At 55.8% G+C, this 22501-nt stretch carries 21 protein-coding genes; 7 read left to right on the forward strand and 14 right to left on the reverse strand.

Annotated features, from left to right (window positions below; genetic code table 11):
- Window positions 1–39: 39 nt before the first annotated feature.
- Window positions 40–402: a hypothetical protein gene (locus tag VFA09_00115; GenBank protein HZU65652.1), complete on the reverse strand. Its 363-nt coding sequence runs from the start codon at window positions 400–402 to the stop codon at window positions 40–42.
- A 311-nt stretch (window positions 403–713) separates the two neighbouring features.
- Here VFA09_00115 and rho point away from each other — a divergent pair, with 311 nt between their 5' ends.
- Window positions 714–1634, forward strand: a complete 921-nt coding sequence (gene rho, locus VFA09_00120; protein HZU65653.1) for a transcription termination factor Rho — start codon at window positions 714–716, stop codon at window positions 1632–1634.
- An 85-nt stretch (window positions 1635–1719) separates the two neighbouring features.
- Here rho and VFA09_00125 read toward each other — a convergent pair whose 3' ends face one another.
- Together VFA09_00125 and VFA09_00130 are read right to left on the reverse strand one after the other, a co-directional pair.
- On the reverse strand, window positions 1720–2973 hold the full coding sequence (locus tag VFA09_00125) for an ABC transporter permease (protein HZU65654.1): 1254 nt from the start codon (window positions 2971–2973) through the stop codon (window positions 1720–1722).
- An 18-nt stretch (window positions 2974–2991) separates the two neighbouring features.
- Window positions 2992–3810 carry an ATP-binding cassette domain-containing protein gene (locus tag VFA09_00130; protein HZU65655.1) on the reverse strand — a complete coding sequence of 273 codons (819 nt, stop codon included), beginning with the start codon at window positions 3808–3810 and terminating at the stop codon, window positions 2992–2994.
- A gap of 417 nt (window positions 3811–4227) precedes the next feature.
- Here VFA09_00130 and VFA09_00135 point away from each other — a divergent pair, with 417 nt between their 5' ends.
- Both VFA09_00135 and VFA09_00140 read left to right on the forward strand, forming a co-directional pair.
- Window positions 4228–4890, forward strand: coding sequence for a zinc ribbon domain-containing protein (locus tag VFA09_00135; protein HZU65656.1), 663 nt, complete (start codon window positions 4228–4230; stop codon window positions 4888–4890).
- 12 nt (window positions 4891–4902) lie between these two features.
- Window positions 4903–6210, forward strand: coding sequence for a thymidine phosphorylase (locus VFA09_00140; protein HZU65657.1), 1308 nt, complete (start codon window positions 4903–4905; stop codon window positions 6208–6210).
- Between the two features lie 27 nt (window positions 6211–6237).
- Here the strand turns inward: VFA09_00140 and VFA09_00145 are convergent, their stop codons facing one another.
- The 5 genes from VFA09_00145 to VFA09_00165 all read right to left on the reverse strand — a co-directional run bounded on the left by VFA09_00145 (window position 6238) and on the right by VFA09_00165 (window position 11099).
- Window positions 6238–6558: a hypothetical protein gene (locus VFA09_00145; GenBank protein ID HZU65658.1), complete on the reverse strand. Its 321-nt coding sequence runs from the start codon at window positions 6556–6558 to the stop codon at window positions 6238–6240.
- Window positions 6559–6572: 14 nt separating this feature from the next.
- Complete coding sequence (locus VFA09_00150) at window positions 6573–6719, reverse strand: hypothetical protein (GenBank protein ID HZU65659.1); 147 nt, start codon at window positions 6717–6719, stop codon at window positions 6573–6575.
- Window positions 6720–6921: 202 nt separating this feature from the next.
- Window positions 6922–9372, reverse strand: coding sequence for a protein kinase (locus VFA09_00155; GenBank protein ID HZU65660.1), 2451 nt, complete (start codon window positions 9370–9372; stop codon window positions 6922–6924).
- Between the two features lie 110 nt (window positions 9373–9482).
- Entirely contained in the window at window positions 9483–10430 is a 948-nt protein-coding gene (locus VFA09_00160) for an MBL fold metallo-hydrolase (GenBank protein ID HZU65661.1), read from the reverse strand.
- 6 nt (window positions 10431–10436) lie between these two features.
- Window positions 10437–11099, reverse strand: coding sequence for a nitroreductase family protein (locus VFA09_00165; GenBank protein HZU65662.1), 663 nt, complete (start codon window positions 11097–11099; stop codon window positions 10437–10439).
- A 330-nt stretch (window positions 11100–11429) separates the two neighbouring features.
- Here VFA09_00165 and VFA09_00170 point away from each other — a divergent pair, with 330 nt between their 5' ends.
- The 4 genes from VFA09_00170 to VFA09_00185 are packed head-to-tail and all read left to right on the forward strand — an operon-like array spanning window position 11430 to window position 14727.
- Entirely contained in the window at window positions 11430–11999 is a 570-nt protein-coding gene (locus VFA09_00170; GenBank protein HZU65663.1) for an RNA polymerase sigma factor, read from the forward strand.
- A 1-nt stretch (window position 12000) separates the two neighbouring features.
- Window positions 12001–12939 (forward strand): hypothetical protein, encoded by a 939-nt coding sequence (locus VFA09_00175; protein ID HZU65664.1) that lies wholly within the window; start codon window positions 12001–12003, stop codon window positions 12937–12939.
- A 19-nt stretch (window positions 12940–12958) separates the two neighbouring features.
- Window positions 12959–13813 carry a hypothetical protein gene (locus tag VFA09_00180; GenBank protein ID HZU65665.1) on the forward strand — a complete coding sequence of 285 codons (855 nt, stop codon included), beginning with the start codon at window positions 12959–12961 and terminating at the stop codon, window positions 13811–13813.
- A gap of 20 nt (window positions 13814–13833) precedes the next feature.
- Window positions 13834–14727: an ATP-binding cassette domain-containing protein gene (locus VFA09_00185; GenBank protein HZU65666.1), complete on the forward strand. Its 894-nt coding sequence runs from the start codon at window positions 13834–13836 to the stop codon at window positions 14725–14727.
- On the opposite strand, the gene VFA09_00190 is transcribed toward VFA09_00185, so the two are convergent.
- The 6 genes from VFA09_00190 to dnaB form a co-directional block, all read right to left on the reverse strand.
- The gene (locus VFA09_00190) at window positions 14724–15485 is read right to left on the reverse strand and encodes a class I SAM-dependent methyltransferase (protein HZU65667.1); all 762 of its coding nucleotides are present in this window, start codon (window positions 15483–15485) and stop codon (window positions 14724–14726) included. The genes VFA09_00185 and VFA09_00190 overlap by 4 nt on opposite strands.
- The gene (locus VFA09_00195; protein ID HZU65668.1) at window positions 15482–16474 is read right to left on the reverse strand and encodes an HAD family hydrolase; all 993 of its coding nucleotides are present in this window, start codon (window positions 16472–16474) and stop codon (window positions 15482–15484) included. Before VFA09_00195 ends, VFA09_00190 begins: the two co-directional genes overlap by 4 nt.
- A 470-nt stretch (window positions 16475–16944) precedes the next feature.
- Window positions 16945–17610, reverse strand: coding sequence for an ATP-dependent Clp endopeptidase proteolytic subunit ClpP (clpP, locus tag VFA09_00200; protein HZU65669.1), 666 nt, complete (start codon window positions 17608–17610; stop codon window positions 16945–16947).
- A 543-nt stretch (window positions 17611–18153) separates the two neighbouring features.
- Window positions 18154–19791, reverse strand: a complete 1638-nt coding sequence (locus VFA09_00205) for an ATP-binding protein (GenBank protein HZU65670.1) — start codon at window positions 19789–19791, stop codon at window positions 18154–18156.
- The gene (locus VFA09_00210) at window positions 19779–20528 is read right to left on the reverse strand and encodes a DnaD domain protein (GenBank protein ID HZU65671.1); all 750 of its coding nucleotides are present in this window, start codon (window positions 20526–20528) and stop codon (window positions 19779–19781) included. The genes VFA09_00205 and VFA09_00210 overlap by 13 nt, the downstream gene beginning before the upstream one ends.
- A gap of 14 nt (window positions 20529–20542) precedes the next feature.
- Entirely contained in the window at window positions 20543–21877 is a 1335-nt protein-coding gene (gene dnaB, locus VFA09_00215; GenBank protein HZU65672.1) for a replicative DNA helicase, read from the reverse strand.
- Between the last annotated feature and the right edge of the window lie 624 nt (window positions 21878–22501).

Genomic DNA, 22501 nt, shown 5'->3' on the forward strand with positions numbered 1-22501 from the left:
GGACTGGCGCGCGCCAGTCCCTCTCTTCGCCATATCTGCTTATTGTTTTTGTTGCCGCCTGATCATTGGCAGGGTTTGCTTCCCCAGCGTCTTTTCACAGTTGGGGCAGACGTAGAATCCCTCTTCTTCGCGGTAGCGCACTTCGCTCAAAGTGTAGTACAGGTAGCAGATGCCGCAGCGCGTACTGTCCTGCTGGCTTGCAACCTGGCGATCCTTCGCGAACAACTCACGCAATGAAGCAATCAGGCCCTCGAAGTCGAACGAACCTGTATAGCTGCGCCCGGCACTGACGACCGGCAGCGACCCGGTAGAATTGCTCACCCGCATTTCGCGGCGGCTGTTGTATGAATTTCCGTTCCCCGACGGTCTGGAATCGGGATCAGGAATATATTGATTGCTCACGGCATGTGTCTCCGGTAGTAACTGCATGTGAACATGGGCTTAACACTTCACTAATTGTACCATATTGCCCGTTGTTTTACTACTGCTGTGTGGATGGCAGTACAAGGTCTATTAGCACTCCCTGGCTATTTGTACCTATTGTTAGCAATAGTACTCAGCAAGCGGCCCATTGATACCGGTACCCCCCGCCCACAGGTCGCTTCCGGTAATCTCTCTAAAAGAGAAAAAAGCGACATCGCCTGTCATATGTGATACACTACAAACAACACATCCCACATACCGCCCTTATAGCGATACAAGGAAATCCAAAATTGACAGCAGCACGCACTCCATTTGACAAACTGACGCCCATTCACCCCAACCGGCGCATAACGTTGGAGACCGGCAAAACACCCATCGCGCCGCGGTTCATAGACCTGCTCGTCCCGCTCGGCTTCGGGCAGCGCGCGCTCGTTGTTGCACCTCCCAAGGCCGGCAAAACCACCATTTTACGCCAGGTCGCTTCGTCCATTCTCACCAATTACCCCGAAGCCAGCCTGTTCCTCTGCCTCGTGGATGAACGGCCGGAAGAAGTCACCGAATGGCGTATGGAGGTACAGGGACCGAACGTCAAACTCTATGCATCAAGCTTCGACCAACGATTGACCCGGCATGGGCGGATCGTCGAGCAGGCCCTGAACGATGCTAAACGGCTGGTCGAACAGGGCAAGGATGTCGTGATCCTGCTTGATTCATTGACGCGGCTGGCCCGCGCACACAATTTGAGCAGCGAGATGTGGGATGGGCCGCGTTCCGGGCGCGGCGGCTACGGCAGTCGCACGCTCTCCGGTGGCATCGATGTGCGCGCGCTCGAAGTTGGCAGGCGCGTCTTCGGTGCCGCTCGCACACTTGAGGAGGGTGGAAGTCTGACCATCGTCGCCAGTTGCCTCGTGGAAACCGGCAGTCGTCTCGATGAGGTGGTCTACGAAGAGTTCAAGGGAACAGGCAACCTGGAGATTCGCCTCTCGCGCGAGCTGGCGGACCGCCGTATCTTCCCTGCCGTCGATATCGCCGCCTCCAGTACGCGCCAGGAGGAGCGCCTGCTTTCGCCATCAGAACTGCGCGCCTCGGCCATCTTGCGCCGCAGGATGGCCGATTTGCCACACCGCGAGATGACAGAGCAGGTGATCCGGCTGTTTGAAAAGACGAGTTCGAATGCCAGGTTGGTCGAGGCTGTAGTAGCACAGGGATAAAAGGAAAGAGAGACGCACCGTAGCGCATCTCTCTTTCCTTTTATCATTGCAGGACCATGGCGAGGACAAGCCGCTGTCCCTACAGCTACGCCGCCTTCTCCTGGAAGCGGAAGAAGCGCATGGCGATCAGGAAACAGATGATGCCATAGGCCAGCAGACCCAGCATATCGGGCGCTACCTGCGCGAAATCTTTACCCAGGATCATGACGCCGTTCAGACCCTCCATCGCCCAGGCCGTCACGCCCAGTTTGGCGAACTGCTGCATCCACGATGGCTCCAGGAAGAGCGGCCACCAGGCCCCGCCGATAGCCGAGGTGATCAACACCACCAGCGTGACAATCGGGTTAAGCTGTCGCCGCGTCTTGACCACCGAGACCAGCAGGATACCCAGGCCGGTGGTAGCGAAGCTGGTGCAGATCAGCAGCAGGATGACCGCCGGCCAGGAGCCGACATCCAGGTGGAAGGCGAAGTAGCCGACGGCAAAGAGAACAGCCAGCTGCGCCAGTGTGAGCAGGAACTGCGCCAGTAGCTTGCCGCCCAGCAGCGCGTACTTCTGCACGGGCGCGATCAGCAGGCGGCGGAATGTGCCATCCTCTTTTTCTTGCAGGATGGTTCCGGCGGCAGCATTGATGCCGAAGAGCGCGAAGAAGACCGCATAGCCAGGCACAAGCTGATCGAAACTATTGATCTTCACAGCTTTGCCCGCCGTTAGCGCCTGCACTGCGGCTTGCCCGCCGGTTACGCTGACCTGTCCTACATTGCTTGCTATCGCCTGCGGATTGATCGTAGTCGGCGCGCAGTGATTCCCTGGCTGGTTGCACACACTGTAGACCTGCCCCACTGCCGAACTGCCCGCCAGTTCCGAGGTCAACACGTTGGTCACGATGTTCTGCACAATGGTGGCCCGCGGATCGTTATTGCTCGGCAGCGAATAGAACTGGACGAGATTTTTAGGTGTTGTTCCGTTCTGAGATGCCGCGTTGACCTTATCAGTTGTGCCAGCCGGAATGATTACACCGGCATTCACATTGCTGTTGTTGGCTACCTGGTCCGTGACCTGTCCAGGACTGTTGTACTGATTGACGGTAATCTGCAATTGATTGCTGTTGATCTTGAGTGCGTTGATGATAGACGTACCAACGTAGCCGTTGTCCTGATTGCTCACCGCAACGGTGATACTGATCTGGCTAGAGCTGCTGCCGAAAATGTTGCCGAAAGCCAGGCCTATGACTGCGATCAGCACCAGTGGCACAGCAAGCAACAGAATAAACGAATTTCTATCTTTAAGAGTCTCCAAGAGGTCTTTTTTGGCGATATACCAGGCGGTCTTCATTGTCATTCTCTCCCTTATATCCTATTAGTCGCGTAACGTCTTGCCTGTTAATTGAATGAACAGTTCCTGTAAGCCATGGGGGCGCTGGACTTCACGTGTATGGTCGCGCAATGCCAGCAATTCCTCGAGCGTGCCCATGGCGATGATGCGTCCCTCGTCCATGATGGCGATGTGATTGCAGAGGCGCTCAGCCTCTTCCATATAGTGCGTCGTGTAAAGGATGGTTGTGCCCTGGTCGCGCAGCTTTTCGATGGTGTCAAAGATGTTCTCGCGTGACTGCGGGTCTACACCGACGGTTGGCTCGTCCATGAGTAACAGGTTGGGCCGGTGTAGCATAGCAATCGCCATATTGATGCGCCGCTGCATGCCGCCGGAGAAGTTCTTGATCGGCTCGTTGCGGCGCTCGTAAAGACCGACGAAGTGCAGCACATCCGCGGCGCGTTCGCGCCGCTCCTTGCGGGACAGGCCATAAATTTCGCCGAAAAACTCCAGGTTCTCCATCGAGGTCAGGTCTTTATAGAGGGCGATCTCCTGCGGTACCACGCCAATAATACGTTTTACCTTCATGGGCTCCTTCCTGATTGAAAGGCTATCGATAATTGTATCGCCGGAGGTCGGCTCGATGTAGCCACACATCATATTAATGGTGGTGCTTTTGCCCGCGCCATTGGGGCCAAGCAATCCAAAGATTTCACCCCTACCAATGGTGAACGAAACGCCTTTTACTGCTTCGATCTTGCCGAACGTCTTAACCAGATTGAGTACCTGTACATCAACCGGACGACCATCCTTCGGCAGGTGGATCGGCCCGGTTGTAGTCGTGAATGAGGTCATTTCTTCCATAATGAAACTCCTGAGTAACTTTAATGACAGCGATAAGAGTTGTGATCAATAAAGCTTTGATATCGAGGCGGCCATGCTTATTTATCCGGCATAGCTCGCCGTCTGATGATAAGTTCTCTATGTCCACTGAACATAGTATACGTGTATTCTACACAAGGGGGGAGTACGAAAAGGCATGTTCCGGCGATATGACGAAAGTCATATCTGCATTATCGGCAACATTACCTAAGTTATTCGCAGAGTCTTGCAGCTCCATTCGTAAATTTCCCATATAGCGCGAGGCATAAATATTCTGACCAAATGCGACTCCCTGACTCAACAAGTGCATGCCAGCCGCTTTTCTATCGCCCAGAGAAAGGTATGATATACTAGAGTCATAGAGGTTCATTGATATTCATAGAGACGGGAGAGCAAGCCATGCGCTGCCCATATTGTGGAGGCTTCAATAAAGATCAAGCTCCATTCTGTGTCTACTGCGGTCGCGATTTGCCAAGCGAGTCTTACAATCAACCTGCTTCGCGCGCGCAATCGCGCCAGGCTCCTCAACCGCAGGCACGTCCTGCTGCCGCACCGCAACCACCCTACCAGCAGCCACGCCAGGTTCCTGGCCCTCCCGGGCGCCGTCCTGCCGCCGCGTCCTCAACAGCCGCAAGGCAACCCGCACCGGTTGTTCCGCAGGCGCCGCCCCCACCACCAGCGCCTGAACCCCCCGCTCCATTTCCGCCGCGCACTGTAGCCGAACTCAAAGCGCTCGAGCCGGGCGCGCTTCCTTACAACGTTGTGGATAGCGCGATTGGTGATGGAGGGAAGAAAATCGTGCGTATCACCTACGCGAGAGCTGTTCCCTGGCAACAGGCGGCTACATTGCTCAAAGCGTTCAAGGAGCAGCAGGAAGAAAGATTCAACAGCATCATCATCCAGGGAGTAACCGGGCAGGATACCACCATCTATTCGTTTACGCAGGGCCAGCTGACCTTCGACCGCAACGTGCGCCTGGGCAGTATGACCACGAACCGCTACCTGATTGAAACCGGCAACGGCTATGAAAGTGACTCTGTGCGTATCGTGTTGAACGAGTAGTCAGGATATTCCATGCAGGCAGTAGAACTTATCCGCAAAAAACGCGATGGACACGAGCTCAGCACAGCAGAAATATCCTGGCTGGTTGAGCAATATACACGCGATCAGATTCCCGATTACCAGATGTCGGCCTGGTTGATGGCTGTGTACTGGCGCGGGATGAACGCCCGTGAAACCAGCGATCTCACGCTGGCAATGGCGCGTTCGGGCGAAGAGCTACACATACGCGATACCATCGCTCCGGTGGTAGACAAACACAGCACCGGCGGCGTCGGGGACAAAGTGACGCTGGCCGTCGCGCCGCTGGTAGCCGCGTGTGGTGTCGCCGTCGGCAAAATGACGGGGCGTGGCCTTGGTCACACCGGTGGCACCGTCGATAAGTTAGAATCGGTCAGCGGCTTCCGTTCTGCCCTCTCGCGTGCCGAGTTTATGCGTATCCTCACGCAACATCATATCGTCCTGGCCGGGCAGTCAAGCGACCTGGCGCCCGCCGACGGCAAGATGTACGCGCTGCGCGACGTAACGGGGACGATAGAAAGCATTCCCTTGATAGCTGCCAGTATCATGAGTAAGAAGCTGGCGATTGGAGCCTCGCACCTGCTGCTGGATGTGAAAGTCGGCTCCGGGGCCTTTATGAAGCATGTTGAGCAGGCGCGCGAACTGGCACAGACCATGGTCGATATTGGGCGTTTAGCGGGCCTGCATACGGTTGCCGCTATTACCTCGATGGAGCAGCCTCTTGGTCGCGCTATCGGCAACGCCCTGGAAATGGCCGAGGCGATTGCAATTTTGCATGGCAATGGGCCGGGGGACGTTTCAGAACTCTGCTATCACGAAGCGGCAGAATTATTGGTGATGACGGGTGCGGCGAAAAGTATGGCCGAGGCGGAACAGCGCGTTGAACAGGCAATTCGCTCAGGCGCGGCGGTGGCAAAACTGGCGGAAGTGATCGCCGCCCAGGACGGCGATGCGCGCCAGATCGAACATCCCGAATTGCTCCTAAAGGCTCCGGTACGCTCAATGCTCATGTCGCCGCGTAGTGCTTATATCGCCGGCATCGAGGCCGAACGCATGGGCCTGGCCAGCATGCAACTGGGGGCAGGACGATTCAAGAAAGGCGAGCAGATTGACCATCGCACGGGCCTCGTCTTACAGGCCAGGATGGGCGATTATCGCCATGCTGGCGACCCGCTGGTGGAGATTCACGCGCGCACCGCATCCGAGGCGAACTCTATTCAAGACATGCTACTGAGTTGTTATACATGGAGCGATGCGCCGGTAAGTGTGGGGCCGCTGATTTATGAGACGATACGGCCATAGATAGGGAAAAAGAGAAGCCTGTTCCGGCTAACTCGCATACCGGCTTCTCTCCTCATGTAAGTGCTTTTTCTTGTCTTTGGTTAGCGCTAAAAGCAGTTGCTCGACCTCTTGAGCAGTTTGCGCAATGCTGATCTTGATGGTCAACTGGCGCAACACCTGCGGGTCTTTCATATATCTTGTCTGTTTCTTTGCCAGTGAAGCAAGTTCCGGAAATTTTGCCTGGACAATATCGGCAAGCATCCCGCGTAGGGCACGGAGTTCACCTTCCTGCCGACCTTTTTCCAATCCCTGCTGGAGACCTTTCTGTACCATTTCCTGATATGCCCATGATTCCTCAAAAATGTCCATGACAAATTTACTCCTTAGCCATTCATAATCGCCTGGGTCCGATTCCTCATCTCAGTAACCAATTCTTTTTCAAAGTGCGCGCCCGGAAGTAATAACGACACCAGGTGCTGCGGATTAGCTCCCACCAGCATTTTCATCAGGCCGTCCCATATCTTAGCCACGTTACAATCCTCAAATATTTGTATTTGATCTAAGTGTAACATAGCTGAGGCGGCTTGTCGAGTCTTTTTAACAGGTGCATCCCCCAGAAGTGGTCGGGGCAGGTAGGGATTCTTCGCTGCACTCAGAATGACAGGCCTGTCATTCTGAGTGCAGCGAAGAATCCCTACCTGCCTTATCGATTAGCATCAGTATTTCGCATTACTATTGATTTATCGTCAACTCCAAAAAATCAGCCGTCGGTCGAGTGGTAGTATTGGCGCCGCGCTCAAGGTAGACGTGCCCCATGCCGTCGCATGCCGCGGCTCCCAGCAGCGAACCTCCGGATGGTAAAGGTGGTAGTGCTTGCCATTGTAGCGTGTGCAAATCGAATCGCCAGGCGCTGCCCAGGGATGTATTGTGCATGTAATCATAACCGCCGATGATGACGATATGCCCCTGCCCATCCAGGCAACTGGCGACCCCGCTCAGAGGCAGTGGAGCGGTAGCCTGCTCAAGCGTCCAGGCGTTTTGTTGAATATCGTAGCGATACACTTGCTGCGTCGGCAGGTGCTGGCCTGCATCCCTTGATCCTCCCAGCATCAGGATGCCACTCTGCCCACCAGGTGCCAGCACAACGTAGCCCAATCCCAGCGGTAAGGGTGCCAGCGCGTGCCATTGCCGGGTGACAATATCGTAACGATACCAGCCGCGACCGGCCACCGTGTGAGGATTGCCCGGTATCATAAAGCCCTGGGTAATGTACAGGTGCCCCTGCTGATCGGCCAGCATCGCTCCACCGAAGCCGAGCGAGATACTGGCAGGCGGCACGATTTTGCGCAGCGTCCCGTCTTCGGGGCGATACATATAGAGCAGCGAGGTCACTCGATAGGTATCCGGCGAATAGCCGGCCGTAAAAAAGAGATCATTGTGTTCATCCAGGGCGGCAGCATTGTTGCCCATGCCGGGGAAGCCCTTACTTTCCACCGTTTCCCAGTGCGCTGCGGCAATATCGTAACGGAAAAGTTCCCGGCTATAAGCTGGTTTTAGCTCAAATCCACGGTAGCCGCCGCTCACATAAATGTATGCGCGCCCCCCTACCTGCACGTATGTAGCGGTATTATCGGCTTCTGGCGAGGGTAAAGATGGCAATACCTGCCACGTACTCGCGCCTGGTTGTGACGGCCTTTGGGTTTGCGCGGGAGGAGTAGCGCTGTTCAGGCCACCAGAATGGCGTGGAGAAAATCGATTATAGGCAAAGAGCGATGTCATCAGGAGAGCAAGCAGCAAAGCGAGCAGAAAACATACGCGTACAATGCGGGGAATTTCAGGCTTTCTAGCAATGTATTGTCGGCTATTGGCCTGATCGGTGAAAATATTGGCCTGCTGAGCCTCTGTTGGCGCATCGTGGTCGCCGGGATGTGGCGGTTTATTAGCGATCAGTTTTCTCATCGATGCTGTTACTCGTTCCTGCAAAGCGGCATCGATAGAAACAAGCTGGAGACTCAGCGCTTCTTGCTCCAACTCTTCGCGGTCTCCCTTATCAAGGACTTTGTGCCTGCGCTTATGCCACGCTGTGTCGTTTTGAGGAACACGCGCTGCTTCAACCGGCAATTCTGCCTGTATATCTCCGCCCTGAATTGCGCCTGGTGCCTGCTCACCAGCATTCTCGCTTGAAGCAGGCAGTTCTCGTCGTTGTGCCTGTTGCGAACATAAACGTAGCTCTTCATGAGTGCGCACCCGCTTCAATGCTACATAAAGGGTATGAGCCGTCTGGAAGCGATACGCCGGCTCCGGGCGAATAGCGACGGCGACAAGCCCGCACAGTGCAGGCGATAGAGCCGGGTTGAGTTGCTGGAGAGGTTCAAATTTATCCCTATTTGCTCCTTTTCTGGCCGGCCGGTGGCCGCACAGCATCTCATACAGGATGATTCCCAGGCTGAACAGATCGGAGCGCGCATCGGTTTGCCCGCTGCCTTCAAATTGTTCAGGCGAGGCATAGCCGGGCGAACCAAAATCCGTCGTATCATTCATCTGGCCCTCTTTGAAATAGCGCGCGATGCCAAAATCCACCAGCACCAGTCGTCCCTCCGGCGTGATGATAATGTTCGATGGCTTGAGGTCGCGAAAGATGACCGGGGGCACCTGCCTGTGCAGGTAATCCAGCACGTCGCAGAGCTGCATGGTGTAGTTGATCGCTTCGAGCGGGGGAAGCGGCGCGTGCTGCCGCATGTAGGCGGCAAGCGTTGGTCCTGGCACATACTCCATTACCAGGTACCAGTAACCATCTTCAAAAAAGTAGTCATAGAGCTTAGGAATGGCCGGATGATGCAGGCGGGCCAGCAATAATGCCTCGCGCAAAAATCTGTCGGTATGTGTGCCCCCACTGAGCGGAAAATCATTGAAGGCGCTTTGATATGAACCCTGGGATGGCGCTCCTTCAGTGTGAAGGAGACGGTCTAACTCCCCGGCTACGCTTTGCGGAAGTGGCGCATCCGCGCGTGCCTGCTTCAAGGCTACCGGTACGTCGAGTTCCGCGTGCGTGGCGAGCAATACCTTACCCATGCCACCATGTCCCAGCACCCTTTCAACCGCGTATATGCCATTTTGCAGGTAGCGGCCAACCAGTGCCGTTTGCTGCGCCGCTTTTTGCTTGCCCTGTTGCGTTCCCGACATGTGCTCCTTCCCTTCCCACGTAACCCTTTATTGTTCATGTTAATGAAAGCGCATGTTTTGTCAACAAGGAAGCGGCGTTTATTAGCGATGATACAGTTGAACGTTCAACTTCATCGCGCAAGCTCGGCCATCATGCCGAACAGGCTCATGGAGTCGGCTGGCGCAGACGTGTCACCCAATTCTCGATAGATGGAGGCCACGTTCACGGCGATGCGCTCGCCATCAGTCCATGTGGCGTAACGATCCAGCGGTATATCCCTGGCGGTCTCCAGGATGGGCATTCCGGCCTCGTAGCGTTTGCGCGCCTCGGCGTAGATATATTCGAAGTAGCCCTTTAACTCCTGGACTCCCTTTTTATCGGTAATCGGGCCATGGCCAGGCACAATCGTCTCCACATCCATTTGCAAGATGCGGTCGCATGCCCGCAGCCAGTTGCCGGTTGGCCCGGCCCAGATAATGGGATGACCGCCGATAAACAGGATATCGCCGGTAAATATGACGCGATCGCTCGGGATATAGACCATTGTATCGCCGCGTGTATGCGCCGGGCCTACCTCGATGAGCTGCACAGCTTTGTCTCCAACTGCCAGGCTGTATTCGCCCTCGAAAGTGGTCTTTGGCGGTGTAACAACAATATTGTCGAACTCGAAAGGGCTGAAGATACGGCTCATGTACTCGCCGGTCGGCCCAAGTTGTGCCCCCTGCTTAACGACCATAGCAAGCAATTGTGGTTTGACGCCCTCAATCATCTCTTCCGCGGTGCGCGCCGACGCGATGATCTGAGCATCGGCCACCAGCTGATTGCCAAAACAGTGATCGCCATTGGCGTGCGTATTCACCACTATGTCGATATGGGCAGCCGCGGGAATCGACCTGCGCATGGTATCCAGCATCTGCTGCGTCAATTTCAGGTCGAAGAGCGTATCGATCAACAGGGAAGTCTCGCCATCCACGAGGATGCCGGCGTTACTCCATCCCCAGGTGCCATCGGGCTGCAGGTAGGCGTAAACAGAGTTGCCGAGATCGTGCAAGCCTTTCGTATACGACCACTTGCCCATATGCAGTTACCACCTTTCCCAATGCACTATTGACTCCAGTGGCACGCGAGGCGCGGGCTTGAAATCGGTTCCGATAGTATGGGCCACCGGAATAAGTGCGGCCTGCATGACGCGCTCATAGGGAATGCCCAGGACCTGTGCTGCTTCCTGTTCGTAGAACAGGTGAATAGTAGTCCAGCACGTCCCCAGTCCGCGAGCGCGAGCGGCCAGCATAAAACTCCATACAGCGGGCAAAATTGATCCCCATGTACTCGCCTGTGCGGTCACATTCAGGCCATCAGTACGCCCCCAGATACACGGCACCACCAGCACAGGGACTTCATGCATATGATCGGCCAGGTACTGTGAAGAGTCTCGAACGCGCATCAGCGTCTTCGCCTGCTCGCGCGTCAGCCGCTGATCTGCGCGCATCGGATTGCCCGCTGCTATACGCTCAAGATAGGTAGCCCATCCTTTGCGGTAGATGGCGCCCAATGCCTCGCGTTGCTGGGCATCGGTCACGACCACAAAGTGCCAGCCCTGGCTATTGCTGCCGGTAGGAGCCTGGGTTGCCAGTTCAAGGCATTCCCTTATCAGTTCCGGCTCGACCGGACGCGAGAAATCCAGGCGCTTGCGTACCGAGCGGGTTGTTGACAGCAGTTCGTCCGGTGAAAGGTTCAGTATAGACATGTATGCTTTTCTCCTTCGCTTAAAAATGCTTTCCTACGGGATTATGGTGTATTGTAGCACTTCTGGGTTCCCCGAAGGGCCGAACTTTTTACTCCGCTATCTTGTATCCTTTAGAGAGAGAAATCAGAAATCCGTTTCTCTCTGGTGATTCTCCAGTGGGCGGCCAGGGATTCTTCGCTGCGCTCAGAATGACAGGCCTGCGTGCAGGCCTGTCATTCTGAGCGCAGCGAAGAATCCCTGACGCTAAGATCGCCCAGCCGTCCTGGCTTCTGTCAACTGGCCCGCTTCTAGGGAATCACCAGTCACATCTATACGGATTTTGGAGAGGTTATGCCGACCGATGAAGAACTCGTTCGTGCGTGGCAGCGCGGAGATGTAGAGGCGCTGGAAACCCTTGTCCGGCGTTACCATGCCCCGCTGGTGGCTCACCTCTACCGTGTGCTGGGGGATACGCACCTGGCAGAAGACCTGGCACAGGAAACATTCCTGCGCCTGGTGCGCGACGTGCAGACTTACCGGTATCCGCGCCCATTTCGTCCCTGGTTTTATGCCATCGCGCATCACCTGGTCAGCAATCATTACGCCAGCGCCTATGCGCGTCGTGTTGAATTGCGCACCGAACTTCCTGAGGCAATTGCCCAGGACCCAGACCCGGCGGAATGGTTCGATCATTGGGAGAGGCACGACGATCTGAAGCAGGCCCTGGCGCATCTAAGCCAGGAGCAGCGCGAGGTGCTGAGTTTGCGGTTTGGTCAGGAGTTGAGCATTCAGGAAACAGCCGTCATTCTCTCTATTCCACCCGGCACCGTCAAAAGCCGCACTTTCACAGCCCTGCGCCTGCTGCGTGCATACCTTGAGGAGCAGGCAAAGCGGAGCGCGAACAGGCAAGGAGGAATATAACATGGATAGTTTCAATCCCCAGCGGGAAGTCGGGAAAGGGTCCAGGTCCCGCCGCTTCTCCGTGAGGGAGGGTATAGCGGCCAAACTTGAAAATGTCAAGAGCAAATGCAATAAGCAGCCATTCAATCCCATGCCAGATTCATCCTGGCAGCAAGAGCATTTGCCCCCAGACCTGCAGGCTATCGCGCGCGCCTATGCCAATCAGCCGGTTCCGCGTCCATCACCCGGTTCGCACGCGAGCATGATGCAGCGTTTACTTGCAGAGGCGACATATACCAACCAGCATAAAGAGCCGGTGAGCTTCTGGCAGACGCTAGCCGTGGCACGTTGGCGCGCCTACCTGCTTGGCCCCTGGTTCTGGATTATTGGCATACCGGTGCTGCTGGTCGGCGGGCTGCTGGCCCCCAACGGGTTCGCGGGCAACCCGGGCGCGTGGTTGATCCTGCTGCTTCCACTCACTACCGTGTTCAGCCTGGCGTATGCTTTACGCACATCTTCCGCTGGATTGCGCGCGGTTGAGGCAAGCTGCCCGGTCAACTTTGTACAAACAACCATCGGCCTGGCGCTGGCGATTCTGGCTTTCGATATCCTGCTCGGCCTCGTCACGACCCTTTTCGCCACTCTGGTACATTTCGCACCTTTCTGGAATTTATTGCTCGCGTGGCTGGCTCCAGTACTATTGCTTACTGCCATCTCGCTTCCGCTCGCGCTCTTGCGTGGCTTAGGCCTGGCTATGCTGGTTGGAGGACTGCCCTGGCTGTTCCTGGGATTCAGCGCTCTGACGGCGCAAAATGCGAGCAACTGGGCAGCCTGGTTTTTTGCTCTGCCCCAGGATACTCTGGCGCTGCTGTCCCACCTGGTTGTGATTGCGTTCAGCCTGGTGTTTCTGACCATGCTCTTGTTCAGCGCGCCACGATGGCAGCGCTTCTGCACTTTTTAATTGATGAAAGGATTTCTCAATGCGCAGCTTCTGGACCGTTATGAAACTCGAACTCTACCTCTTCTGGCGCAGCTGGACGACCTGGTTGATCGCCCTGGCAATAATTCTTATCGGCGTGCTGGCCGCCGACAATAACCGCAACCAGCCCTGGGGAATCTGGGGACAGATCGTTACTGTTGGGATGTTTCTCGCGCTCATCCTGACCTTCAGCACCGGCAATCAGATAAACCGCGACCGCGAGCGACGGCTGGACGGCGTGATATTCAGCACGCCGGTTATGACCACAATCTACGTTCTGGCAAAATACAGCGCGGCGCTGCTCTCGCTACTCGCACTCACCGGCCTCAGCCTGCTGGCCGCTATGCTCACCGATCAGTTTTATAACGTGCCGCGGCAGGTACTCTTTCTTTCTCCGGTCGTGTATCCATCGCTTGGCGTCCAGGTATACCTGCTTGGCTGGGTCTGGGTCATGCTGGTTCCGGTGATCTTCGGGGCAGCATTTATTTTCGCGACCATCACGCTGACTCGTGGCAACCGCGTGGCTGCGTACATTGTCACGCTCCTGACCTGGCTCATCCCTGTTTTCACAGCTTCTCTTAATCCCGCGGTATTCTTCGATATCAGCGCCACAAGCTTTTTATATAGCTCAAGTCCGGCCGTAGACTTCTGGATTCAGCATTATCCAGGAGGAAGCCCCGCTCCCATTCCGCTGCCCCAGTTTATCCAGAAGATCATGCCCCTGGCGCGTACCGAAGTGCCGCCGGCAGCCCTGCTGGATAACCTGCTGTGGAATCGCCTGTTCTTCCTGGGGCTGGCAGCTGTCCTGCTCTACATCACCATGCTGGGCGTCCAACGCTCGCGTCGCAATGCATAACGAAAGGGAGGAAATACGCTATGTCGCATCTTTTTATCGACACAGTCAGCAAATGCTACGAACGCAAACACTGGGCCCTGCGCGATGTCTCCCTGCGTATGGAGGCCGGGGTTCTGGGCCTGGTTGGGCCAAATGGCGCAGGCAAAACAACGCTGCTCAAAATGCTGGCCACGCTGCTGCTGCCTACTCAGGGCCATATTACCTGGGATGGCCAGGATATTGTGCGCCATCTCGAGCAACTTCGCCGCGTTCTGGGCTATGTTCCTCAGGATTTTGGAGTATATCCTCAACTGACCGCACGCGCGTTCTTGCGCTATATCGGTGAGCTGAAAGGTCTGCGTGGCTCGCACCTGCAACGGCGCGTTGAGGCAGTTCTGGCGACAGTTCATCTAGAAACAGACGCGGACCGGCGGCTAAAGACATTCTCCGGTGGCATGGTACGCCGCGTCGGCATTGCCCAGGCTCTGCTCAATGAACCACGCCTGCTCATCCTCGACGAGCCAACATCTGGACTTGATCCAGCCGAGCGCGTCAGTTTTCGCGAAACGCTCGCCTCATTGGAGGGAGAACGCACAGTCATCTTCTCGACTCATATCATAAGCGACATCGAGGCCACCGCGACCCGGCTTGCCCTGCTCAACCGCGGGCGCCTGATCTGGACGGGGACGCCTGAAGCGTTGCTCACCGATGCCGCCGGAGCCACCTGGGCATTAACCGTTTCTCAGGCCGAATTCAATGCCTTGCGCGCTCAATATCGTGTAAGCAGCGCAATTCCGCGCAACGGCAACATCGAGATGCGCGTGGTGGCACCCGGCAGGCCACATCCTAAGGCCAGTCCAACAGAGCCTACACTGGAAGAGGCGTACCTGTTTTTTCAAGAGATGGAAGGGCAGACAACACTGGCGTTCAGTTAGTCAGGCTTCTCGCCAATCGTGATATAGACTTCCCAGCGACGGCTGCGCACGCGCTCCGAGCGGCGGCGTAGCCCGTTCTGCTCGAGTGGGATATGCTGGCCGAACCAGGCGTCCTCAAGCACATCGGTGGTATAGCCTGTATCATGGTTGGTAAACATGGTGCCATATTCGGAATTGCCGGCGCTGGAACTGCGCTGCACTTCTTCGTCCAGATTGCGACGTTTGCGCGGGCCAAAGACTGCTGCCGGGCCGTAGACAAGCATTTGTAGCAGGACAAGCAGTGGTTGAAAAAAGCCTACCGGCAGGAGATTGGCGCCCTCCACCACGATCAGGCGCCCGCCCGGGCGCAGCACGCGCTCCACTTCGGCAATCGTATCGGGATCATAGATATATTCCGAGGGGAACGTGCTGATCACGGTATCGAAAGATTCATCGGAGAAAGGCAGATGTCGGGCCGAGCCATGAATAATCCAGGCTTTTTCTCCCGGCGCCCGCCGCTGCATCGTTTGCCGTGCCGCCTTGACCATGGGCAGCGATTGCTCGACGGCCTGGCAATGATAGCCGGCAAGAGTCATATCCGCGAGCAGGTCTCCCAAACCACAGCCCAACTCCAGCACATCATGACCATGTATGCGCGGCAGCACCAGGCGCTGCCAGACGCGCCATTGACCGGCAAATGGGACGGTACTGGCAAAACGATACAGGTATTTGTTTTTGTACAGTGTCTCGAAGAGTATTTTTCGCAGGCGAGGCGTCATTGCTTGCCTACCTCCTGGAACACGTCCAGTAGCTCGCTCAAATGCTCGATCACCAGGTCGGGTTTAATTTCGCCGCTGAAGAATTGGTCGAGGGAATCGCGGCTTTTTAACTGTGCCAGCATGTAGTCATCGTCGGTGACATGCATTCCTGATGGCCTTGTGCCTGCTACAGCCCCTCCCATCTGCGTTCCCGGTTCTGGCGGAGCCGGATTGAGAGTCTGAGCGTCGCTAGATGGATATGATGGAGCTTGCATGTGTGCTTTGACCCGGCTATACAGTATCCGTTTGGGTTTCCAGATGGCGAACATTCCCAGGCTCAACGCGCCAACGATATCGGCGCGCAGGGAGTCGCCCACCATGGCTGCCTCCCGCGGCGGAATACGGAGGGCGTTTAAGGCATGGAAGAAGATGGCAGGATTGGGTTTGCGAACGCCAAGATCGGCCGAAATTGCCACAGCTCGCGGATCGAAATACTTGAAGAGGCCTAGCGATTGCACGTCTTCATGAAATGGCCGGCCACCCCACAGGCGGTTGCTGGCGACACCAAGCGCGAAGCCCCGCTGCTGCAAGGTTTCAAGGGTCGAGTGCGTGTCCTGGAAAAGCGGGCGGGATTCTGGAATGCGGACGCGCAGGGCTTCAAAAATAGCCTCACCAAGTGCCTCGTTAGGGGCATGGATGCCCCAGGCACGCAGCGTCTGAAGAACGACTTGCGGGCCATTGGCCTCAAGCCCCGGGTTGCTTTGAATGACGGCACGTACCTGTTCATTGAATGCCTCGCGCAGGCGCTGCCCCAGGGCCAGGTCATCAAGCGCCGGCAGGTATGCCGGCTCGACATGCTCGCGCAGTATCGCAACGGCACGCTGATTGGCCCTCATTTCCAGAAGCTCCCAGGTGCGCGCGTCTCCACGAAACCAGAGCGTATCTCCAAAGTCGAACAAAATACAGCGAATGGTGCGTCCGGCGAGAGCTTGAACAGGTCTTTCAGGCAAATGCCCTCTCCTCTTCATAGTCTACATTTCACGCTCAACACGAGGTATGGAACCTGGGATCAGGGCCGATAATGAATTTTTATTAGCACAGTCGGGAAGTTCCCCCTGGTCGTGCCATTCTGAGCGCAGCGAAGAATCTGCGTCCAGGCCCATCGGGATTCTTCGCTGCGCTCAGAATGGCACGACCAGAACCACTCAGAATGACACGACTAGAACCGCTCAGAATGGCACGACTAGAACCACTCGGATAACCGGTTTTGATCGTGAAATTTCATCACCAGCGGCGGATGCGATGATGGTTTTTCACAAACTACTCCGGCAAAGGACGCGGGGCCGATCAATCGGCGGTGGGCGCGATGAATCGGCCCCTACGGCGCGGGGCCGATTCATCAGGCTGGTTGCCGGAGTAAGTTGTCAAAACTCATGATCGGCCCAACTCCAGGTTCTATACCATACGTTGCTTTGAAGGATTAGCGCGAGCTGGCCTCTTCCTGAGAAAGCACCTCGTCTACGAGTCCGTACTCTACTGCCTGCTGAGCGGTGAGGAAGTAGTTACGGTCGGCATCCTGCTGGATACGCTCCATGGTCTGGCCGGTGTGACGGGCCAGGATGTCGTAAATGCTGCGGCGCAGGCGCAGGATTTCGCGAGCGGTGATCTCGATATCGGCGGCCTGACCTTCCGCGCCACCAAGCGGCTGGTGGATCAGCACAGTCGAATTGGGCAGACAGAAACGCTTACCGGCGGCACCGGCGGCCAGCAGAACGGCTCCCATACTCATGGCCATACCAACACATACCGTCGATACATCCGGCTTTAACCATTGCATCGTATCATAAATGGCAAGGCCGGCGTAGATTACGCCACCGGGCGAGTTGATGTACAGGTTGATATCCTTGGTGGCATCCTCGCTCTGCAGGAACAACAACTGCGCGACGGTTAAGTTGGCGACGTTATCATCAATAGGCGTTCCGATGAAGATGATGCGCTCCTTCAGCAGGCGCGAATAGATGTCCATGCCGCGCTCACCACGAGGGGTGGATTCAATCACGTTCGGGATCACAATTCCTCGTGGCTCCAAAATTTCACGAGTTTCTTTGACCCATTTGGGATCTCTTGGGTTAAAAACAGCACCCATTTTAGCTCCTTTTTATCTCTACAGGGAATGGACGATGGTCCTTCCTTGCTGCCCTGATTGAGATATGTTGCTTACAGCTAACTATAGTAAAAACAGTATCTCATGTGCAGAGGAACCCTACATTGTAGGGCCATGTACCGTTATGATAGCACCTACAACGAGCAAACGCAAGAAATATACCTGTGATTTGGCACTCGCAAGGAAAGTCTGCTAACCCCAGAATCGGCGGGTGACCACAAGGGCTTACACGGGTAGGTTTTTTGCTGCATCTCCAGGGCATGTCATTCTGAGCGCAGCGAAGAATCTCTGCCGGTACGCGGATTCTTCGCTGCGCTCAGAATGACATGCCTGCGGGTCAATGATACGCTTCTGGATTATATTCCCTGACCTCTGGAGGGAGAACATCCAGAATGACAGGTCTGCGGGTCAATGATACGCTTCTGGGGTGCTGCCAGGCAAAAATCCTCCCTGTCAAGACCTTCATGTAGTACACCACCCATCATGAAAACGACAGTTTCAGAAGAGGACCACAGGAGGTCGCTCCTACTCCCTGCGAGGATTGCGCAGCCGATAATCGTATGCCCCATCAAAAGTGACGGTTGTTACCAGGCTGGTATCCATCATACGCGAACGGATGCGCTCATCGATGCCTTGCAGGCCAGCGTTGTTGGTCGTGATGACGGTCGGGAAGCGCGAGTTGTAGCGGTAGTTGAACAACTGGAAGAGCTTCTCGTTGGCCCAGGGCGAGCTTTGCTGCGCTCCCAGATCATCGAGGACGAGCAATTCCGCTTCGCGCATCTTAGAAAAGAGATGGTCATAGACCTCGGTTGCGTTGGGCATATAGGTCGTGCGCAGGTGATCGAGCAGGTCGCTGACCGTCTTGAAGAGAACGACCGCGCCATCCTCGAGACTTTGATTGGCGATGGCAGCCGCCAGGTGCGTCTTGCCACAACCTACCTTGCCGATCAACACCAGCCAGCCGTCGGGATTGCGCGCGTATTCCAGCGCGATTTGATAGGCCACCTGCACTGAACGCGAAACGTTGGGCCGGAAGTTCTGGAAAGTCTTATCGCGCAGATCGCCAAGATTGGATATATCTTGCAACTGGCGTCGCCGCTTCTCTTTGCGTTCGATCTCCTTGCACTTACAGGCAATGGGTTTGCCGAAATTGGGGTGCCCATAAGGAACATCGGCCCGCAAATATCCCGCGCCCTTGCAGACCGGGCATACTCCCCCTCCCGGCGTGTAGGGCGCGGGAATAAGTGGAGTTGCCGGCTCCGGTAAGGCCCCTTGATGCGCAGGTTGGGACACGCGGGAGCCATCCGCCGAGATATGCTGGCTCAAACGCGCGAGACGTTGCTGATTCAGCGGCTGCGTAAAACGGTGCGAACGCCGCGGTTCTTCCGCGAACGAGGGCGACGCGGGAACATTTCCCATCTGCATTTGAACTTCGCGCAGGTCGCGCGTGGTATATTGCGAGCGCTGCACCGGCAAGGGTGGCTCCGCATCAGGCAGCGAACGCAACTCTCGCGTTACGAGTTGACGGGCGCCCTCTGGAAAGGTTTGCACTATTCTGGCCGCCGCCCTGCTGCTAGCAGGAACGATCTGCGCGGTTACGCTGGCATCGCGTGGCAGCGGCGGCAACGCTTCGTCATTGGCATCGTTTTCCCAATCGCCGTAACGCATATCCGCCGTATCATCTTCCCACTCATCCTGCACATCTGCCTGGATTCTATACGAGTAGCCCTGATTCCTGCCTGGAACGAACTGCTCATCTTGTAGCGACCTTGCTCCATCCGTTCTGGGGGATGAACGCTGGACATCGTATGCCGCGTGAGATGCCTGCTGCTGGTAGGGCGCTATTCCATCCGCTTCACTCGTTAATGCGCGCTGCCGGGAATAGGGAGAATACGATGTTCGCGGCTGCTCCTGTTGGAGCGACCAGGAACGGCCTGCTTCTATCTCCATCCTGTCCCTTGAAGTAGCTGATTCCTGGTACGATTCGCGCGGGCGGGGCGTACGTGAAAGCGGTCCCAGGCGAGCAGTCTGCTCGCGTATGGGACGGCGCGGCGGCGCTCCGGGGCGCTGGCCTTGTGAGGGTGCGGGGGAAGCCGGTGGTTGTTCCCCATTTTGTGTGCGTGGATGTGTTGTTTTTGCTAAGATTTCGTTCAGGCGTTCCATGCTTGCCTGCCCTCCGTTTCCCAGCGCCTCAGAATGGCGCGAATATAACTCCATTTGCGCTTATTATGTTGTACAGCCTCGCGAAATGCCGCTTCGATCCAATCTGCCGGATAATGGTCGGCAGCATCCTGCAGTTCATCCGCGATCAAAGGAGAGAGTAAACCGATATTCTGCTCGTATAATACAAATATATTGGGGCGCTCAATTTGTACCTGTATATGCTGCTTTGCGCCATAATTTCTTGAAACTGTCGATTTGCCTATTTGAACTACCGCCGTTTCCTGCTCGACCTGCGGCTCCCTTTCAATATCCAGCAGGCTGGCGGGCACAATCTCACCTCCTTGCAGCTCCGCTACCACTTTGCGGCTGCGGGCCGTGTTGAAGAAATACCAGCCAATGATTTCTTCCTGGTCGTTGCTTTCACTCAATAGTTTTAAGTGTATCCGCAAAATGGTGCCGCGCGCAACTGCCGCCTCCAATCCCTGGCGCAGGCGTTCCTCCGCTGGACGCGGATCTCCCTTGCGTTTGAGGCTGCGCAGCAATATTTTGTCGGCCATCAATTCGCGGTCGCTGACGCAGCGCGGGTTGCCCTGCTTTTGTGCCAGCAGCCAGAAGAGGTGCAGCGTCACCTTCAGTTCAGCTGTATCCTCGATCTCCGGCGCCAGAACGGTAAAGAAGACTTCCGGCACCGGCACATATGGATTTTTCCCCGAAGGGAATCCGGCAAATTGTGTCATGATAATACGTCCAATTATTCCGCTGCTGAATTGAGTTCCAGGTCGCGAAAGCGCGTCTGGCTTGCTTGAAAGAATAGACTGATCTCCCCAACCGGTCCATTGCGATGTTTTGCGATAATAATATCGGCAATATTTTTGCGTTCAGATTCAGGGTTATACACGTCGTCGCGATAAATAAACATGACGATATCCGAGTCTTGCTCGATTGATCCGGATTCTCTCAAATCTGACAATTGCGGTACCTTCGATTGCCTGCTCTCCACCGCGCGCGATAATTGCGCCAGCGCCAGGATCGGTATGTTCAGCTCGCGCGCCAGACCTTTCAGGCTGCGACTGATCTCCGAAATCTCCTGCACGCGGTTCTCGTTGCGCTTGCCGCCAATTGTCGCCTGCATCAGTTGCAAGTAATCCACGATTATCAGGTCGACGCCATGCTCGGCCTGCAAGCGCCGTGCCTTGCTGCGCATCTCCATCGTGGAGATACCCGCCGTGTCATCGATCCAGATGTTGGCCTCCGAAAGCGTATCCACGGCATACACGATGCGTTCCCACTCGTCTTCCTCGATCCAGCCCGTGCGCAGGCGCTGCTGGTCTATCGATGCATCCATCGACAGCAGGCGCTGCGCCAGCTGCTCCTTACTCATCTCAAGGCTAAAAATGGCAATGGAGATTTGATGCTTGATGGCGGCATTGTGCGCCAGGCTCAAGGCCAGGCTAGATTTACCGACTCCAGGCCTCGCGGCCAGCACAATCAAATCCGACTTCTGCAAGCCTCCCGTCAAGCGGTCAAGGTCGGTGAAACCGGTGGGAACGCCAACTATGGTTCCGCGCCTTTCATGCAACTGGTCCAGCTTATTCATATAGTCGGAAAGCACGTCGCGCACGTGCGAGAAGTCCGTGCGGGCATGACCCTGGCTGATTTCGAAAATCAGTTGCTCGGCCTTGTCCAGGGCGACATCGGCATCGCCCTCTTCATAAGCGATGGCGGCAATCTGACCGGCGGCGTGGATCAGGCGGCGTAAAATAGAGGTGCGCTCTACGATGCGCCCGTAGTATTCGACATTGCCGCTCGTCGGCACCTGGTTGACCAGCGATGTGATATAGCTGGCTCCTCCCACCTCCTCGAGCTTATTCAGGCGCTCTAACTCATCACAAATGGTGATGAAATCGGCAGGCGAATGTTCTTCATATAGCCGGAGAATCACCTCATAGATGGTACGGTGAGCATCACGATAGAAATCCTCGGACCGCAGGAAATCCGACACCTGCACGATAGCCTCAGGGTCTATGATAATGCTACCGAGTACACCGGCCTCGGCCTCTATGTTTTGCGGTAACAGCTTCTCCACGGTCTCGACACTCCAGAAAAATAGGTCAGATTTTCGTGATGCTCTCCCAAGCCGATTATAGCACAAAAGTTCGATGAACTGTGCTCGCTCCCTATTTTTGGGGGCAAAATCTCTCTCTCCCTTATGTCCCCAATGGGTTTTCGGGCTTGCTAAATGTGTGTGCCTCTTCAGTGTAGCGAATCTTTGCCCTGAAATCAATGAGCAAGCGGCGTATGTTCCTTGTGGATATGTGGATATGTTTCTCTTCCGTTTGTGCGTAACATCCCCCGGTAGGATGACATAACTCTCACTTTTCCTCTACTTATCCACCGAAAAGATCAAGTTATCCGCACTTATCCCCAGGGTTATCCACAAGCTTATCCACAGGGAAACGTCAAAAATTCCCTTTTTTGGCCTTCATTTGTGATGACCGGTAATTACTTTTGTCTCCCTGGGGACTTCTGGCACCTGTTCTGGTACAGGGTGCTGCCGAATTTTCTCTAGTGAGTAGTAAAAATCAAAGTTGACCATCCGGGGGCCGATGAATCGGCGATGTGTACGGGCACCTCCGTAGGGGCCAGGCAGTCCTGTCTGGGGGACAGGCATACCGTACACACCGCCGATTCATCGGCCCCGCGTCCGTTG

The sequence above is a fragment of the Ktedonobacteraceae bacterium genome, from assembly GCA_035653615.1.
Classification (GTDB): domain Bacteria; phylum Chloroflexota; class Ktedonobacteria; order Ktedonobacterales; family Ktedonobacteraceae; genus DASRBN01.